This is a genomic window from Gracilibacillus massiliensis, assembly GCF_001458115.1.
GTDB lineage: Bacteria > Bacillota > Bacilli > Bacillales > Amphibacillaceae > Gracilibacillus > Gracilibacillus massiliensis.
This window is the reverse complement of the sequence record NZ_CZRP01000011.1, coordinates 423,632-441,504: the sequence shown is the minus strand read 5'-3', so window position 1 is coordinate 441,504 and position 17,873 is coordinate 423,632. Positions and strand designations below refer to the sequence as shown.

Annotated in this window: 12 protein-coding genes; 4 read left to right on the top strand and 8 right to left on the bottom strand. The window is 35.5% G+C overall.

The window, feature by feature from the left end:
• Nucleotides 1-506: 506 nt before the first annotated feature.
• Nucleotides 507-1,592 (bottom strand): ABC transporter substrate-binding protein, encoded by a 1,086-nt coding sequence (locus BN3107_RS05715; RefSeq protein WP_058306661.1) that lies wholly within the window; start codon nucleotides 1,590-1,592, stop codon nucleotides 507-509.
• 262 nt (nucleotides 1,593-1,854) lie between these two features.
• On the opposite strand from BN3107_RS05715, the gene BN3107_RS05710 reads away from it, so the two are divergent.
• From BN3107_RS05710 to BN3107_RS05695, 4 genes are read left to right on the top strand one after another with little or no spacing between them, the layout of a single operon-like run.
• Nucleotides 1,855-3,099 carry a methyl-accepting chemotaxis protein gene (locus BN3107_RS05710; protein ID WP_058306660.1) on the top strand — a complete coding sequence of 415 codons (1,245 nt, stop codon included), beginning with the start codon at nucleotides 1,855-1,857 and terminating at the stop codon, nucleotides 3,097-3,099.
• Nucleotides 3,100-3,154: 55 nt separating this feature from the next.
• Nucleotides 3,155-4,912, top strand: a complete 1,758-nt coding sequence (locus BN3107_RS05705; protein ID WP_058306659.1) for a sensor histidine kinase — start codon at nucleotides 3,155-3,157, stop codon at nucleotides 4,910-4,912.
• Complete coding sequence (locus BN3107_RS05700; RefSeq protein ID WP_058306658.1) at nucleotides 4,909-6,408, top strand: response regulator; 1,500 nt, start codon at nucleotides 4,909-4,911, stop codon at nucleotides 6,406-6,408. Before BN3107_RS05705 ends, BN3107_RS05700 begins: the two co-directional genes overlap by 4 nt.
• A gap of 28 nt (nucleotides 6,409-6,436) precedes the next feature.
• Nucleotides 6,437-7,384, top strand: coding sequence for a substrate-binding domain-containing protein (locus tag BN3107_RS05695; protein WP_058306657.1), 948 nt, complete (start codon nucleotides 6,437-6,439; stop codon nucleotides 7,382-7,384).
• Between the two features lie 620 nt (nucleotides 7,385-8,004).
• Here the strand turns inward: BN3107_RS05695 and BN3107_RS05690 are convergent.
• The 7 genes from BN3107_RS05690 to BN3107_RS05660 form a co-directional block, all read right to left on the bottom strand.
• Nucleotides 8,005-8,637 carry a DUF624 domain-containing protein gene (locus tag BN3107_RS05690; protein WP_231735257.1) on the bottom strand — a complete coding sequence of 211 codons (633 nt, stop codon included), beginning with the start codon at nucleotides 8,635-8,637 and terminating at the stop codon, nucleotides 8,005-8,007.
• 673 nt (nucleotides 8,638-9,310) lie between these two features.
• Nucleotides 9,311-10,321 (bottom strand): LacI family DNA-binding transcriptional regulator, encoded by a 1,011-nt coding sequence (locus tag BN3107_RS05685; RefSeq protein ID WP_058306655.1) that lies wholly within the window; start codon nucleotides 10,319-10,321, stop codon nucleotides 9,311-9,313.
• Between the two features lie 225 nt (nucleotides 10,322-10,546).
• On the bottom strand, nucleotides 10,547-11,440 hold the full coding sequence (locus BN3107_RS05680) for an ABC transporter ATP-binding protein (protein ID WP_058306654.1): 894 nt from the start codon (nucleotides 11,438-11,440) through the stop codon (nucleotides 10,547-10,549).
• A gap of 1 nt (nucleotide 11,441) precedes the next feature.
• Nucleotides 11,442-14,288: an ABC transporter permease gene (locus BN3107_RS05675; protein ID WP_058306653.1), complete on the bottom strand. Its 2,847-nt coding sequence runs from the start codon at nucleotides 14,286-14,288 to the stop codon at nucleotides 11,442-11,444.
• 15 nt (nucleotides 14,289-14,303) lie between these two features.
• Entirely contained in the window at nucleotides 14,304-15,341 is a 1,038-nt protein-coding gene (locus BN3107_RS05670; protein ID WP_058306652.1) for an efflux RND transporter periplasmic adaptor subunit, read from the bottom strand.
• Nucleotides 15,310-16,005: an ABC transporter ATP-binding protein gene (locus BN3107_RS05665; RefSeq protein ID WP_058306651.1), complete on the bottom strand. Its 696-nt coding sequence runs from the start codon at nucleotides 16,003-16,005 to the stop codon at nucleotides 15,310-15,312. The genes BN3107_RS05670 and BN3107_RS05665 overlap by 32 nt, the downstream gene beginning before the upstream one ends.
• Before the next feature lie 41 nt (nucleotides 16,006-16,046).
• Nucleotides 16,047-17,792, bottom strand: coding sequence for a methyl-accepting chemotaxis protein (locus BN3107_RS05660; protein ID WP_231735256.1), 1,746 nt, complete (start codon nucleotides 17,790-17,792; stop codon nucleotides 16,047-16,049).
• Between the last annotated feature and the right edge of the window lie 81 nt (nucleotides 17,793-17,873).

Sequence of the window (17,873 nt, the reverse complement as noted above, 5' to 3'; positions counted from 1 at the left end):
CTTTGCAAAGTGGATCTTCAGATCGCACTGATCCCTTAGGAGTCGAAGTGGACGCCTGCGCTAAATTAACTTCTACAATGCATGTAAGTGGTATAATAAAAGTTTTATCATCTTAGTATTAATTGTGATTTTTTTAGATGTGTCAAAATTCAACTGTTACAAACATTGTAGAGTATCATTATAGCGAAGGCCGCCCGCTTCAACTCCTGTGGGAACGTTTTATCCGAAGATCCACTTTGGTAAGCGGATTTTGCTTACCAAAGTTAGCTGAGGAGAAATCCCCACTGCATAGAAAACACTACGAAAGCTTGCTTGAGTAGATGTTGCACTTGTGCCCGTGGTAAAAGGGAAGCGGGCAGCCGCAGCGACTGCTAAGCAGAATAATAATTTCAAAATAACCACATTAAACATTTTCTATCATATGTTCATTATTTTTGATCATTTGTCTTTAGCTGGGACATGGATGTTGTGTCCCAGCCTCTTACTGTTTGCTTTGTCTCTTTTAATTAATATTCACGCGTTGGTAATAATTCTTCTGCTTGATCCATTGTGTACATGCTTTCCTCAACAGCAATTCGTTTCTCTAGTTCTTCACCAGCAAAATGCTGCTCAATTAAGTCTACTAATTGTGGACCGAATAATGGATTACACTCGATCGTAACATTCATTTTTCCATCAGCCATTGCTTCAAATGCACCTCTTACCGCATCGACACCAATGATTGTGATATCTTCACCTGGCTTTAATCCATATTCTTCAATGGCTTGAATCGCACCGATCGCCATATCGTCATTGTGAGCATATAAGACATCAATATTTTCTCCATCAGACTTCAAAAACGCTTCCATAACCTCTTTACCTTTCGCTCTTGTAAAGTCACCAGTTTGAGATTTAATAATTTCGAATTTATCTTCTGAACCAATAATTTCTTCAAAACCTTCTTTACGATCAATTGCTGGAGCTGAACCAACGGTACCTTGTAATTCAACAATATTTACTGGTCCTTCTTCATCAGCCATCTCTTCTACTAACCAATTTCCAGCTTTACGACCTTCCTCAACAAAATCAGAACCTAAGAATGTTGTCCATAATGAATCATCTTCAATGTCTACGGATCGATCTGCTAAGAAAACAGGAATATCTGCGTCTTTTGCTTCTTGTAATACAGTTTCAAAACCAGTTTCAACCACTGGTGAGAATACAATCGCATCCACTTTCTGTGTTATAAAAGAACGAATCGCTTTAATTTGATTTTCTTGCTTCTGTTGAGCATCAGAGAATTTCAGTTCATGACCTGCATCGGTGATTGCGTCTTGAATCGATTTCGTATTTGCTGTACGCCATTCACTTTCAGCACCTACTTGTGAAAAACCAATCACTAATTTTTCACCAGCTTCTCCATTACCTTCTTCCTCTGTTTCCGTTTCGGTTTCTGTTTCTTCTGTCTCATTTTCCTCTTCTGTTTGCTCTGGGGTGTCATCTGCTGCTGGCTCCTCGTTACTGCTTTCTTCTGATGATCCGCATGCAGCCAGTAATAATAACAGACCTAATAGTAAGACCAATATTCCTTTACTTGCTAAAAATTTCTTCATGTTCGTATAACCTCCCTTTTTCTTTACCAAATTTAATTGGTATGTTCTCATTCTAAAACGCTTTCATCATCTTTGTAATAGAATATTTTTTGAAAAAAATTAATTATTTATCAAATTTATAGATAACAGTGTAATTTTTTAAGTAATAATTGTAATTTTTTTTAAAATATTTAAAATAGACTATAGAAACTTATTCTTATAAGTTAGAATAGAAGATACGAGATGAGCGTATCATATTTCACGCAGTTAGGAGCAAATAATAATGAATGCGTTTTCAAGATTTCGAAAATTGCCGATTCGCTCTAAGTTTTTGTTTGTATTTGTTCTACTTTTTTTATGGTTTGGTCTTATTCAATTAGTACAGCTTTTTTTCTTTTTTAGTTATATTAAGCAATATAATGAAATGACAGAAACCATCCATCTTACCAATTCCATTCATGGAGAATTAAGAGATCAATTAGAAGAAGAGATTCGTGATATCGTTTATGGAAAAGTATATTTCGAAGATGGCAAGCAATATCAGATTTTAGCTCAAATGGAAGAACATCTTAATACGGTGGAAAGTAAAGAAACAGCAAAACCTTTTACAAAAGAAATAACAGAAGTCCGAACAGTGATTGGCACAACAACTGAGTATATCGATCGCTTGGGAAATCAAATTAAAACAAATGCCCCTGCTGAAGAGAAGTACATTACCCAAGAATATATCGGTATTGCATCTGGATTAATAAATGAACATGTCCAAACCTTATTACAGGAAACACTTGCAGAAAGTGAGAACCAAAAAGAGGCCATCAAAGATAAAATCAATCGAGATATACGTATAAGTATCATGGTATATATTTTTCTAGTGGTGATTACGTTCTTAGTCATCTGGACGGCATCGAAATTTATGTTAAAACCAATTTACTTATTACATAGACATGCAAGAGAAATCGCAAAAGGAAATTTGGCGGAACCGATCAAGCCAATTATAGCCATGAATGAAATTGATGATCTCTACAATGCATTTCACGTAATGACGAATTATTTGAAACATATCATAAGCCAAGTACACCAAACGAGTAATGAAATCATTCAGACATCACATTACATTCATAAAAGTACGGAAGAAAACTTATCTGCTGGTGAACAAATGACAGCCACTAGCCAAACCATCATCAAAGACCTTCAAAAGCAAAAACTCCAAATCGAATGGCTGCAACAACATAGTAAACAATTAATGGAACAACTATCATTGCAACAGCACTTCCTTGAATCCGGGTTATCCAATCAGCAAGATCACTTCCAAGAAAATACTCATACTTCTATTAGAATGATGAAACAATTACAAAATAATATCGGCGAATGTAATGAACAAGTTAAAAAGTGTTTCCGAAACATGGAAATTATCGGGGGTTTAGGTGAGGAACAGCTTACAACTATAGAAGAAATTGCAGAAATCTCTGAAAAACAACTTATTTATGTAGATCAACTACAAAATCAATTAAAACAATTTCAAATGTAAAAGTTCCTATTATGTTTTACGAACAATTACACCGTGATGAAGGATGGGTGGCAACATGCAATGGAACTGGTTCACGTGGTTAGACAAAAGCTTACGTACAAAAATGCTTGTCATGTTTGTACTTTTAACCGTTTTTCCATTGATATTTATAGGTTTTATATCTTACAACAAATCTGCCAATATCATTTCAGAAAGAGCTTATAGTCTAGCACAAATTAAAAATAGCCAAATAACACGCGAGATTGATGTTTTATTTCAAGATATTCATCGTTTTAATGAAATTGGCAAACAACAAAGTACTGTTCAGTTTCTATTGCATCAAGAAGAAACATATGATGAAGCTAAAGAAATATTAAGTTTGTTTGATTTTTATCAAAGAAGTTATCTTTCAGGAGAGCATATTTTTGATATAGAAATTATGAATCTTACAGGAAAAACAATAAGCGATAAACGTGGAGTCTATCAAAGAGAGGTTACAAAAAACGATGAGCAGTTACATGCATTATTTAGTGAGGATCCGAGCCAGGCTCAAATGGAAATTACCTATCAGGACGGTTTTCCTACCTTAGAAATAACCAATGCCATTGTATGGGATATTACGGAAGCAGTTATAGGTACGATGAAAATCACAATTGATGCTTCTACGATAACATCGATCTTAGCCAATAAATCATTAACAGACACTGATAATAGTTCCTTTTACATTTCGTCGGAAGACCGTGATATCTTTTTCCAACAGAAGGATAGAAACAAAGATCAGCCTGTATATATTGACATGAGTCAAATGAATGATAAGGAACAAGGTTATTATACTAGCGATGACATGTTTTATGTATATGAGACTACCAAAATGACCAACTGGAAAGTGATCGGCCAAGCACCTATTAAAGAAATTATGAAAGACAGTAATGACATTCGAACGTTAATCGTGTTAGCCGTTATTAGTAGTATTATTTTCATTATTGGTTTGTATATGTTCATTTCCAATCGATTGATACGACCAATCCGCTTACTTAAAGATAAAATGCAACAAGCTGCACAAGGTAACTTGGAAGCAAAGGTAATACCTGTTGGTGAAGATGAGATTGCTACATTAGGTGATAGCTTCAATCAAATGATTGTTAAAATCAAGTCACTGTTAGACCTTAGTATTGAAGAAGAAAAAAAATTGAAAGCAGCCGAATTTCGAACAATGCAGGCACAAATTAATCCACACTTTTTATATAACACATTAGATACTATTATTTGGCTGGCAGAAGCAAAGGAACATCAATCTGTAATCGAACTTACCAAAGCGTTATCACAATACAGCCGAATCTCACTTAATAAAGGGAAGGATTGGATTACGATTGCAGATGAGATCGCTCATATTGAAAGTTATTTATATATTCAAAAAACAAGATACGAAGACATATTAGATGTATCTGTTCAAATTGATTCCAATATATTACGCTATCATATTCTAAAATTATTGTTACAACCAGTCGTTGAAAATGCGATTTATCATGGGATTAAAAACAAACGGGGTCAGGGTTTTCTACGGATCAACGGCGGGATAGATGAAGAGAATTGCATACGTTTTGACGTGATTGATAATGGGATTGGAATGGATGAAGAACGATTACAAGAATTAAGAGACCATCTCCTCACTGGTGAGGTTTTACCAGAAGCAAAAAATGGTTTTGGACTTATAAATGTGCAGCAACGAATACAATTATATTATGGGAAAGATTACGGTCTAAAGATAAATAGCTGGAAAGGTTCAGGCACAAGAGTAACGATTACGATTCCAAAATCGGGGGGAAGAAAATGAAAAAGATATTTTTAGTAGATGATGAAGCAGTTATAAGAAGAGGAATTGCCCAGAAAATCGAATGGGAAAAAGAAGGATTTAGCTATTGTGGCGATGCTTCAGATGGAGAAATGGCCTTACCTCTTATCGAAAAACACCAACCAGATATTGTGATAACAGATATTAAAATGCCTTTTATGGATGGATTAACCTTATCAAAAATCATTAAAGAAAAAATGCCGAACATAAAGATTATTATTCTAAGCGGCCATGATGAATTCGAATATGCCCAACAAGCTATCCGCCTACAAGTAGAAGAATATTGCCTGAAGCCTGTCAGCAGTCAGGATTTACTAACGATATTGCGTAAAGTAAAAAAAGAAATGGAGGCACAACCTGTACACTATGCAAAAATTGATACAAAAGAGGAACTGTATGATCATTTATGCAAAGGTTCTTTGTCAACAGAAGAAATCTCACATCAAGCTAAAGCATTACAGATTGACTTGATGGCTAGTTGTTATACAGTCTTAGTAGTAGAATATGGCGAAGAAACAAAACATCTAGCAACATTATTACAAAACGATCAGGCTTTATTTTTTGTTAAAGAAACAAAATGGATTGTCATCTTAAAACATGATGTTGAACATATGCTCATTAAACTAATCAATCAACTACGTGAATCGTTGTCCACTACAGTATTTGGTATTGGGTCGATTGAAACGAGAACCGAACATATTACACTATCGTATGAAAATGCGATAGAAGCATACAGTTACAGTCGCGCGATTCAATCGTATACTTCAACAATGTTTCTTCATGAAAATGATGATATCTACCAAGATTTAATGAGAGCAGCAGACCGACGTAAATTAATTCATTTTTTGAAATTTGGGCAATTAAATCAAGTCAGCAGGTTCGTTCAACATTATTCGGAATTCATTTTAAATAAAAAAGAACGATCTAATGTACTTATTTATTATTTTTTATTAGATTTCACGATAACTATTAAACATCATATCGAAGAAACAGACCAATACGACGATGATTGCGTTAAAATGATTCAACAAGTAGAAGAAGGTATTTATAAAGTACAGTCGACAGAACAAATAGTTGATTATATGAATAATATGCTACTCCCGCTTTTTTCGCGCAAAGATACTGGTAAATATGCAAAAGTAATTCAACAAGTAAAACAAGTGGTTTCAGAGCGTTATCACGAATCCAGTTTATCTCTTCAACAAATTGCGCTCGAAGTAAATATAAGTGCTTCCTATCTCAGTAATATTTTTAGTAAAGAGATGAAACAAACCATTACGGAATATTTAACAAAAGCAAGAATTGAGAAGGCGAAAGAATTATTGGAATTGACCAACGACAAGACGTATGAAATAGCTTATAAGGTAGGATATAATGATTCTCATTACTTTTGCCATATTTTCAAAAAAATAACAGGAATGACCACTAAAGAATACAAAAACCAGTTAACGAACCAATACTCAGCTAGTACATTATAATACGTTCGTTATAAAATGAGGGATTGCCATGAAGAAATGGAGTGTTGTACTTGTCATAGTTTTACTTACCATTAGCTTGTTTCTAATATTTTGGGATTCTAATCCTAACAATCCTGTGGATCAGATTATACCTGAGAATACACAAACTGAAAATACTCAAACTTTTGCCATAATTTATCCTGTTGCACATCCCTTCTTTGAAAAGATTACAGAAACGGCTCAAAAAGAAGCGCATAGAATAGGAATTAATGTGCGAATTGATGCACCGAAAATCGCATCTGCTGAAGATCAAGCCGCTCTTCTTCAAAAATATATCGAACAAGGGGTGGATGGTATAGCTATCGGACCTACTGATCCCGAAATGATTACACCATTAATCGATCAAGCCATTGATCAAGGCATACCAGTAGTTTGCTTTGATACCGATGCACCTAGTAGCAAACGATATACGTATATTGGTACGGATAATTATTTAGCTGGGCTTCACATTGGGGAAACGATTGCTAAATTACTCGATTATGAAGGGGCAATCATTGTCAGTAGTGGCTTATCTACGATGGAAAACCTAAAATTAAGAATGGAAGGGCTGCAAACAGTTGTTGAAAGCTATCCAAAATTAACAATTGAAACGATCGAATATAGTGATGGCACAGCACCTTCTACATTAGACAACATCGAAACTATGGTAGAAAATCATCCAAGCTTTGACGGTTTTGTTGGCATCGATTCTCTTGCTGGTCCTGCTGCTATTACGGTGTGGAAAGCTCATGGTTTGGATAAAACTGCCGTTACATTTGATGACTTACCACTAATTAAAGAAGGTTTGGTGAATGGACAATTAACAAGCATCATATCTCAAAACCAAGAAAAGTGGGGGAATTTAATTATCGAGAAGCTATTCGCCCTCTCAAAAGGTGAACAAGTGAATCAAACAAACTACACCGAAACAGTTGAAATCAATAATCTTGATGATTAACAACAAACAAAACAAATATACACAATTCCGAAAAAAAGAATTATGCGACATAACACTGGTGTTCATTATGAGATTTTATAACTGCGTAACAATCGCTCCGGCTTGCCCGCTTCCCTTTCCACGGGTTTTTCTCCTCAGCTAACTTTGCTAAGCAAAGATCGCTTAACAAAGTGGATCTTCGGATAAAAACATCCCGTTGGAGTGGAAGCGGACGCCTGCACTATTAAATGTTCTACAACTCAAATAAGAATAATCATGTTGGCTTTATTCAATATCGTCTATGAATTTTACTCTAGATTACTTATCATTCTTAACAATATAAGTTCATACCTGTAACAATTCAAACTGTTAGCATTTGCAATCATTGTAGAGCATTATTCAGCGTAGGCCGCCACTTCCACTCCTGTGGGATCGTTTTCCCTGAAGATCCACTTTTCCATGCGGTTTATGCTTGGAAAAGTTAGCTGAAGGGCAAGCCGCAGCGGTTACTATGCACATACATCATTTCAAAATGGATACCAGAGGTATAACGTATAATCCTTAATTCATACAAGAATTTAATAATATGTACAGCAAAAAAACTGACCATTTGGCATCTTTTTGTGCCTTTTGGTCAGTTTTTAGCGGTAGCGATATTTTAACAAGCATTGATCTAGAAAGTCTTGTGGTAATTTTTTGACGGCTCGTTGCCAAATAGTAATGTGTATAAAGGCAAATAGACTAACCATTGCAATAATCGCCATTGGCATATAGAGAACAACGATCGCAAACAAAAGTCCAATTATACCAATCAATAAAATTTCAGGCAAAATAGTAATAGAAGCAATCCAAGCATTTTTCCATAACTTTACTCCCTTTAAGTGAGAAGTTACGATTAATGGAAGCATTGCAATTAAAGTTAAGATAAATATACTAGCTGCAAATAACCATATGACCTGCATAAAAAAATGCATAAACCCAATTAAGGCCGGAATAATAGTTGCGTTCAACGTAAGGATTAGCATGATGACAGCTATATTCAAACCTAAAAACAATGTCTTTCTAAAATAGTATTTGAATGAGTGAAAGAAATTCTTCCAAATTCCTAAGTCAATTCCGTTTTTCGACCATTCAAGTACCACAGCATACATTGCAAGTGTCGCAGGAATAACCGTTATTATCCCCAAAGAGAAGAAAAACCACAACAACTGTAATGTTACAAAAGAAGCGAAAACATGCAAAATACGAAACAATATTGGCTCCGATTGATTCATCCCTTCACCTACTTCACCATTTAATATTTTAAAATAATTTGTTAACATTATTGCCGATTTTTAAAATATTAAACATGAATGTAAGAAAGACTGGGAACCCACCCGGTCCTTTTAGTGGTAATTTTGAAATGAAAAATAGGTGTAACACACGCTACGGCTTGCCCACTTCGCTTTTACCCATAGGGCATAAGTCAACATCTGCTCAAGCAAGCTTTCGCAGTGTATCCTATACCAGAGGGCGTATCTTCAGCTAACTTTTGTAAAGAAGTTCGCTTTACAAAAGTGGATTTTCAGATCACGCTGATCCCTTAGGAGTCGAAGTGGCCGCCTGCGCTAAATAATGCGCTACAATGGGTGTAAGTAGGGATATGGCGACTTTTAACTTCATATTGTTCATAAACCTCTACAAGTTAGCTGTCACAAATGTTGTAGAACCTTTTTATAGCGTAGGCCGTCCGCTTCCACTCCTGTGGCATCCGTTTTCCCTGAAGATCCACTTTTTTGAGCGGTTTGTGCTCGAAAAAGTTAGTTGAAGGGAAAACGCCACGGAAAGGGGAGTGGACAGCCGGAGTGATGGATTAATATACACTATATTTCAAAATGGCTACATTGAAAATGCGTGGATTCAGGGGATTATATGCTTTCCTAACGTACAAGCAAATAAAGTAGGCTTTTAAATCTCTCCTGAGTCTCGAATAATTAATTCCGGATCGACTAAAACAGATTTTTGTACTTTTCGTTCATTAATTAAATCATGTAACATATTGGCGGCCAACCTGCCAATCTTGATCTGATCCTGCTTCACAGTAGCTAAACTTGGCTCACTGTAACGACAGGCTTCAATATCATCACAACCAACAACTTTGATGTCTTGTGGCACGGATAAACCCGCTTCTTTAATTGCTTTCATCACCCCTAATGCCATCATGTCGGATACTGCGTAGACAGCGTCAGGCCTTACATCTCCCTGTAACATTTCTTTCATTTTTTCATAACCACTCTCTTCAAAGTAATTCCCATATTTCACCCATTCATAACGTAAATCCATACCATAATCTTCCATTGATTGTATAAATGCATCTTTTCGCACATTAGAAATCACCGAATCTTCTTGACCACCAATAAACGCCAATTTACGAATGCCATTCAAATAGAAATATTCCACCACTTGACGAGAAATCTTCTGGTTATCTGTCATCACATAACTTGATCGTTCACCTGTTAATTTTAAATCGACTGCAACTGTTGGAATATCACTTTGATCTAACTGGTATATCGTTTCTCCAATATTTTCCCCTGCAATTATTAAGCAACCATCTAATTGATAATGTTTCGCTCGGGCAACGTAATCTTCTTTACCGATATTAAAAGCTTGATTAGAAAAAACGAGTATATCGTATCCTAATTGACCTACTGCATTTTTAAAAGCGTTGATAACTTGATTAAAAAAAGGATGGTTAAATTCTACATGTACTTCCCCTGCATAAATAAGTCCAATCATATTCGATTTTTTAGTTGCTAATGCTTTCGCCGAAAAACTAGGCTGATATCCTGTATCTTCAATAACTTTTTTGACTTTTTGGATCGTATTAGGACTGATACTACCTGTCTGATTAATAACTTTAGATACTGTACCTGGAGAAACCCCAGCCATTTTTGCAATCTCTCGAATCGTTAATTTCATATTATTATCCCTCTATTTGTATTGATGAGAATGAGTGTTTCCTAGTCTATTTTTAGCTTTTTTTGATGTCTTTTGTCAAATAATAATGTTCAGCTATTATACCTAATTCTAAACGAACAACGACAATATAACCAGACCTTAATACTATTGTTGATTTATACTCTATTCAATGAAGCTTATCTGTGTGTTCAACAAATGTTACTACCACTTACATTCTAGAATAAATTAACCCTGCGTATCCTCAGGATTTAAGATAATAATTTTCCCATCTTCAAACTTCACTTCAAGTTTATTATCTTCTTGTGTGAAACCAATAGAATCGAGATATTCTCTTGGAAGTTGAATACGTCCAGTCCGATCTACTACCGCTAACTCTACATGTGTATCCTCTTCCGCTTCTTCCTTATCAAGATCTATATTAGTATTAGAAGCATGAATGGTACGTCTTAAGAATTCACTTGATGTCTTACCATCTCGAATCGAAACAACTCTATCCATCTTTTGCGTTAATTGAGTATCATGAGTAACAATTACGATTGTAATGCCAAGTTCTTTATTCAGTTTTCGAAAAAGATCGAGGATAATATCTGCCGTTTTGGTATCCACACTGCCTGTCGGTTCATCTGCTAATAATAGACTAGGATTATTTGCTAAAGAGATTGCAATCGCTACTCGCTGTTGTTCTCCACCGGATAATTTATCAAGTTTACTATTTATTCGGTGACCCAAGTCGACCATCTTTAATAATTCAATGGCGCGAGCTCGTTTATAACTTCCTTTTAAAAGCATGGGCAACTCTACATTCTCTACAGCCGTTAAATAAGGGATTAAATTCCGAGCATTATTTTGCCATACAAAACCAACCGTTTCAAGCTTATACTTTACAAGTTCTTTATCAGAAAGTCTGAGCAAATCTTTACCATCAACGATTAACTTTCCAGCAGTTGGTCGATCCAAACCACCTAGCATATTTAATAACGTTGACTTGCCACTACCACTATTTCCGATAATCCCCATAACTTCCCCTTTTTCAACTTGTAAGTCAAGTCCCTGGAGTGCCATTACTTCGATTTCATCATCTATCTTATAGATCTTTACTAGATTCTCACATGTTATCATTTTAGTCCTCACCTAACTTTATTGCCTGATGTATTTTTATCTTTTTCACCAACAGAACTAGGATTATTAAACCTACCACTAGCATAAACCCTACAAAACCATAAATTCTCCAAGTATCACTGGGATCAAAAATCACTTGAAAAGGTGGTACGATCGTTTGTGGATCAAATGACAACTGAAATAGAGGTACAAATAACCTACTTGTAATGCCACCAATGGCTACTCCAAATAAGCAAGCCATACCAGAAGTCATTAGTTGCTCCCAGGTTAGCATTGCCACCAACTTATGGACTGGGAATCCCATCGCACGATATACACCATATTGTAATGTACGAGATTTGATGGTAAGTATCCAAAATAACAGAAATCCAATAAAAGTAATCATCATTGCGATAATAAACCCTAGTGTCAATGTCCCGTTTATCCCTAGCAAGAAAGCACTCGTTTTTAATTGTATCAACTGGGGCTGAATATCTTTCATATTGCTGACTGGAAGTTTATCTTGTTTAATAGATTGATATAATTCATTTCTGGTTGTTTCTGGTGTTGTTTTTAACCAAACTTGATATGGCTCTAAGCCCATTAAATTTTGGATATAAGCTAAATTTGCAACAATTAATGATGGATTCTTGTTATCTTCCGTTTCAGCTATAGGATTGAACGTTGGCCAATAATCAATTATCCCATAAACAACGAATTCAGCACGATCCGCCCCATCCCACTCAATAGTTAAATAGTCGCCCTCTTTCACTCCTAGTGAGTTGGATACGGACGATGAAATAAGAACAGCACTAGGTTCCTTAGCAAGTAAATTTAAATAATTATACCAATGGTGTGGGAGTAATGAAGGCTTAAACCATGCAGTTTGCCCAAACTCTTTCGGCTCAATACCTAGCATTTCCGTTGAGAATAATTGATTCCCTTTCGCTTCCACTTGTACAGGCTCTTTTTTAAAAACCTTTGTGGCATGTTCGACACCGTTTAATTGGGTATAAGGTTCGAATGGTGGTTCACTATAGACAATTTCCTTTGTATCTACTTCTTCTGTTACTTCCTCTTCTTCCTCAATTGTGACATTAGCAGGGACTGATTGATTACCTGCTATTATTTCATTGCTCTCCCATCTGATTTCAAGCTGTAGATCGGCACCGTTTTGATAAAGAATTTGTTCTTCTAAGTTATTATTAATCGTTCTAGCGGCACTGGCACTATATAGACCAACACCGATTGTCATTATTAAAAAAACCATTAAGAATTGATACTGTTTCGTCGAACGACTTACTTGCAGGAAAGTGGAGTATAGAGAAACTGACCAAAACTTCTCTCCTATTCGGTAAATTATCTTTAAGAGAAAAGGATATATTCTTAATATAAATAGACCAAGTCCAATAATAAATAATGCAGGAAGAAAAAATAAAACCGGGTCAATGTAGACATCCTCACCAGGCATCACGGAAGCTAGTGCTTTTTGCCGCTTTTGAAAGGAAAATAAACCATATATAGCTAAAGCAATTAACGATAGATCAATTAGCAATGTAAAGCCTTTGAAATGCTTAGCTCTTTTTTTATTTGTCTGTTTTTGATGGACAATACTTTGATTGGATGCAAAATACACAGGTATCATTACCATCACAACAGAGACGATAACAGCAATCAATCCATACAAATACGATGTTGGCAAAATTTCAATTGGAAGGGCGGTTCGATTAACAAATTCTAAAAATCCATTTGTTGCCCCTAATAGTTTACAAAATTGCAGTCCAATATATGGACCGATTATAAATGCGATTACTCCCAAAATCGCTATTTCAATAAAATAAATAACGAGTATTTGCACTCGATTAGCACCACGACTTGCTAATACTGCAATTTCATTTAACTGCCTTTGAACGATCAAACGGGATACCATAAATAAATAGATACCCAGCATAATTAATACAGGTACATTTAGTGACCACAACATTGTTTTTAATTGCTCACCTTTTTGCAGATAGGATGACAAAATATTTTGAGTAGGAAAGTCGACAAGAATAATCGTCTCCATCATTGCACTTATTTCAGCATTCACTTTTCTTTCAAGATTTAATAGTTGCGGTATATCGTTACTTTTAAAAGCAGCATAGTCAAAAGCGGTGATAAATTTGCTAGTTTCTAATAATTCCGCATTATTTTTTAATAGTTGGTCTTTAAATAATCCCTCTAAAATAATAAAATCTTGACTATAAGCATTTGGTGATAAGCTCCAATAAGGATCATTCGTATCTTTCACACGAAATGTTCCAACCGGCTGTACTTGGTACTTCGTTTCCCCTTCTCCTATTGTTAGTGTGTTCCCCAAAACCATTTCCCTATCTAACAACGCCTTCTCAGGAACCAAAACCTCATAAACACCTTCTACTTGCTTACTAATTGGAATTCTCCCATCCGTTATTGTAATATGATCCTCTATATTTGATAACGAAAGAATCCGGGCACTCTTTTCCTGTGATTCACCTTGAAGGCTAACTCGTTGGGGTGAAGTGCTTAAAATAGTGACTTCCGTTACTTTAGGCAGCCCTGTATCCTTTATCATTTGTTGGTTGAATTTCTCAATTCTATTCAAAGTAGACAGGCGATTAATATCCTCATCTTTCGAATAATTTACTGAAAAAGTAAATTCTCCTGGATACTCTTGCTTTTCTATTTTATAATCTTCCAATTCTCCTACCAACAATTTATGAAGTACACCGGAAGTATAGGTTGGTATACTGGAAACGAGTGACACCGTAATCAGCAAACCGAGGAATAAGCTAATCGTGAGCCAGCGATTTTTGAGCATTTTTCTGATAATAATTTTGATGGTTGCCATAGCTTAATCCCTCCTCTATTTAAGAATAACTTCGTCTCCCTCTTCTAATCCTTTCCTTATTTCTACTTCTGTTTTTGAAATAATACCTGTTGCAACATCTATCTCTCTTTTGGTATTATCAACCAGGATTTGCACATAATTTCTAGCTCCAGACGTTCTTAAACCATTTTTAGGGATAAATAATGTATCCTCTTTTTTAGCGATAACTATTTCAATTTCTGCACTTTCACCAACTTCTACTTCTTTCGATTCCATTTCTACATCAATTAAAAGTGATCTATTATACAAATCTGAATCTGTTTCTGAAATATCCTCTGGAATGTCATCAGGTGTTTGAGCTACTTCACCTTGTATTGTTTCTCCATCAATGGTAACGTTTACACTCATGCCGATTTCTATTTCTTCGAGTTCACTTGTATTCATCGCCGAATAAATAAGTTGTAAATTTGCTGTATCCGCCACTCGTACAACGGATTCGAATGCTTCGATATTCTCTCCAATACCTTTATCTGTCACAAAAGTAACAATGCCATCCATTGGAGCAACAATTTTAGAATCAGCCAATTGTTCCCTTAACTGGGAAAGGCGGTGTGCTAAACCTTGTTTATCTAATTCCGCTATTTCTATCGAAAATTCATCAGATTTCTGATGCTCTAACTGTTGAACTCGTAAATCTGCTTTTTTATAGTCAATTTCTAATTGTCGAATGTCACTTTTCAAGTTACCACTGTTGACTTCGATCAAAGAATCCCCTTTCTTAACTACATCCGACTCCGCCACATGTACTTTTTCAAGACGTCCACCTGATTGCTGGTAAAATAAATTCTCACTACTATTTGGTTTAAAAGTCGCTGTACCAGTTAATTTTTTTTCAATCGTCCCTCTTTTAACTTCTGCTACGTCGTAATTTACTTCCGCAGGCTCCACTAAGGGAGGAGCAATTACTTGCTCTTCCTTGGGAAAAAGCGAACAAGCTGTTAATGGTAGAAGCATTGCCATTAAAACGAATGAAAAAATCTGACTACGTATGTTTTTCTTTTTTATCGTCTGCAAGTTGCCCATCCTCCAGTGCATAAACATTATCGATTATTTCCAGGATTGCCGGATCATGTGTGGTCATTAAAATTGACATTTTATCGTTTTGGGTTAATTCCTGAAATACATTGATGATTCGTAATGCCATATTCGAATCTAACTCTGCTGTTGGCTCATCCGCTAAAATTAAGGGTGGCTTGGGTGCTATCGCTCTCGCAATCGCTACCCTTTGTTGCTCACCACCAGATAATTCAGACGGACGATGTTTGCTCCTTTTATTAAGTCCAACCAGATCAATCGATTGATCAACTCGTTTTTTCCATTCTTTCCTTGGCACATCTGTAATTCTAAGACCAAATTCAATATTCTCTTCTACAGTCAACAGCGGTACTAAACCATATGATTGAAAAATAATACCAATATACATCCTTCTTAACTCAGAGCTTTGCTTTTCTGTATACTGACTTATTTGCTTATTTTGAAAAAAGATGTCACCTTCTGAAGGTTTATCCAAAGCACAAAATAGATTTAATAATGTCGTTTTCCCTGAACCTGACCTTCCCCTTAAAACAGTTAAACTACCTTCACTCATTGTAAGATTAATGTCTTTCAACACTTGTACTTTGTTACTACCTTTACCAAAGAATTTTCCTAGATGGCGCGCCTCAAGTATAGAATTCATTTCAATTGCCACCACTTTCTATCAAACTGTTATTATCAAATTTAATACCTAAACTGACTAACTAATGTGTTCAATTCTTCTGCTATTCTGGAAAGTTCTTCTGCATTAGTCGCAACCTCTTCCATCGAACTATTCGTCTGTTGAGATGAAGCTGATGACTGTTCAATACCGGCAGCCGCTTCTTCAGAAACAGTAGCTATTTCTGTAACGGCACCACTCATATTCTGACTATTTGCTGACATAGATGCAATATTCCCTGTTACTGTTTTAAAATTTGCCACCATTTGTTTCATCGACTGGTTAATTTCTGAAAATGTTTTACCAGTATTTTTTATTTGCTTTGTCCCTTTTTCGACTTCTTCATAACCACCTTGTAACGAATTCGCGACCCCTGTGGACTCTTGTTGGATATCGCCAACAATGTTCGTAATGTCTGCAACCGAAACAGATACCTGCTCAGCTAGTTTTCTAACTTCATCAGCTACTACTGCAAATCCTCGTCCATGTTCTCCTGCCCGTGCAGCTTCAATAGAGGCATTGAGTGCTAATAAATTAGTTTGCTCTGCGATATCTTTTATGACAGAAATTAATTGAGAGATTTCTTGCGATTTCGTATCTAAACCATGTACTTTTTCGACGGATTGTTTAACTATTTGGTCAATGAGGCTCATTTGGTGTACAGATGCTTCCATCAACTGTCCACCTTTTTCCGTAATTTTAAGTACATCGTTAGAAGAATGATTAATCTGTTCACCACTTGCACTAATCTCTTGGATCTTTTCGATAAAGGTAGCCATGGAAGAAGATAAAGCACTCGTGTTATTCACTTGTGTCTCAGCACCTGATGATAATTCCTGCATGGTTGCAGAAACTTGTTGAGAACCTGCTTTTACTTCAAGAGAAGATTGCGTTAGTTCTCCACTTTTTTCGCGTACAGTGTCAGAAACTTTAGAAATTTGCTGAATAATATCTCTTAAATTTTGACTCATTGTATTTATAGCCAGTGCAAGTCGACCAATTTCATCTTTTCCTTCATAACTTATCGTTGCCACTTCTAGATTACCCTCTGAGATACTATTGCTTACTGTAACTAACCTATTAAGATTACTGGAGATTAAACGACTAATAAAATATACGAGTAGCCCACCGATCACTATAGATATCATCATCGATAAAAGTAAAACAACGGTCGTAGCTTGCTGATTTTCTTTGGTTTGCGAAACCGATACAGCTTGCTCTTCTATTAACGTTTTTTTGATCTCTTCCAATAAAAAAAGAGACTCATTGCGTAAATTTCTAATTTGAGTGGCGAAGCTCTCTGTATTTGTTTGATTACCTGAAGTTCTTTCTTCCATAATATCCGTTAAGAATAATTGATTGATTTGCTCATCGTTTGCTATTACACTTTCTAACAATTCAGTCTGTTTGTCTGTTTTCATTGATTTTTTTAAATTGTCTGCCAGTGTATCAAATTCCTGTTGTTGAGTTTGATATTCATCAATAAATTGTTGATGACCTTCTTGTACAAAAGTCACAACACTAATTCCTTTTGACTGTATGATTGAACCTAATTCTGTTATTTCCATTGCTTTATTTCCTGTTTTTTCTAAATTCGAGATATCTTCTTCCGTATTATTCATAAGCATTAAGACGATAGCTGTCGAAATAGCAAATAAAATAAATACGACAGATAATGTCAGACCATATTTCTTTCCAATATTTAAGTCCCGAAGTGTACGTTTAGGAAAATTTATTTTTTTCATTTTAGAAATAAGTGTATTTAACATATGTGGTTCCTCTTTTCTAACAAAACAAGAATGTATGTTCTTTAATGGTTTAAGAAAAACCTGGAAAGCCCACCGGTCCTT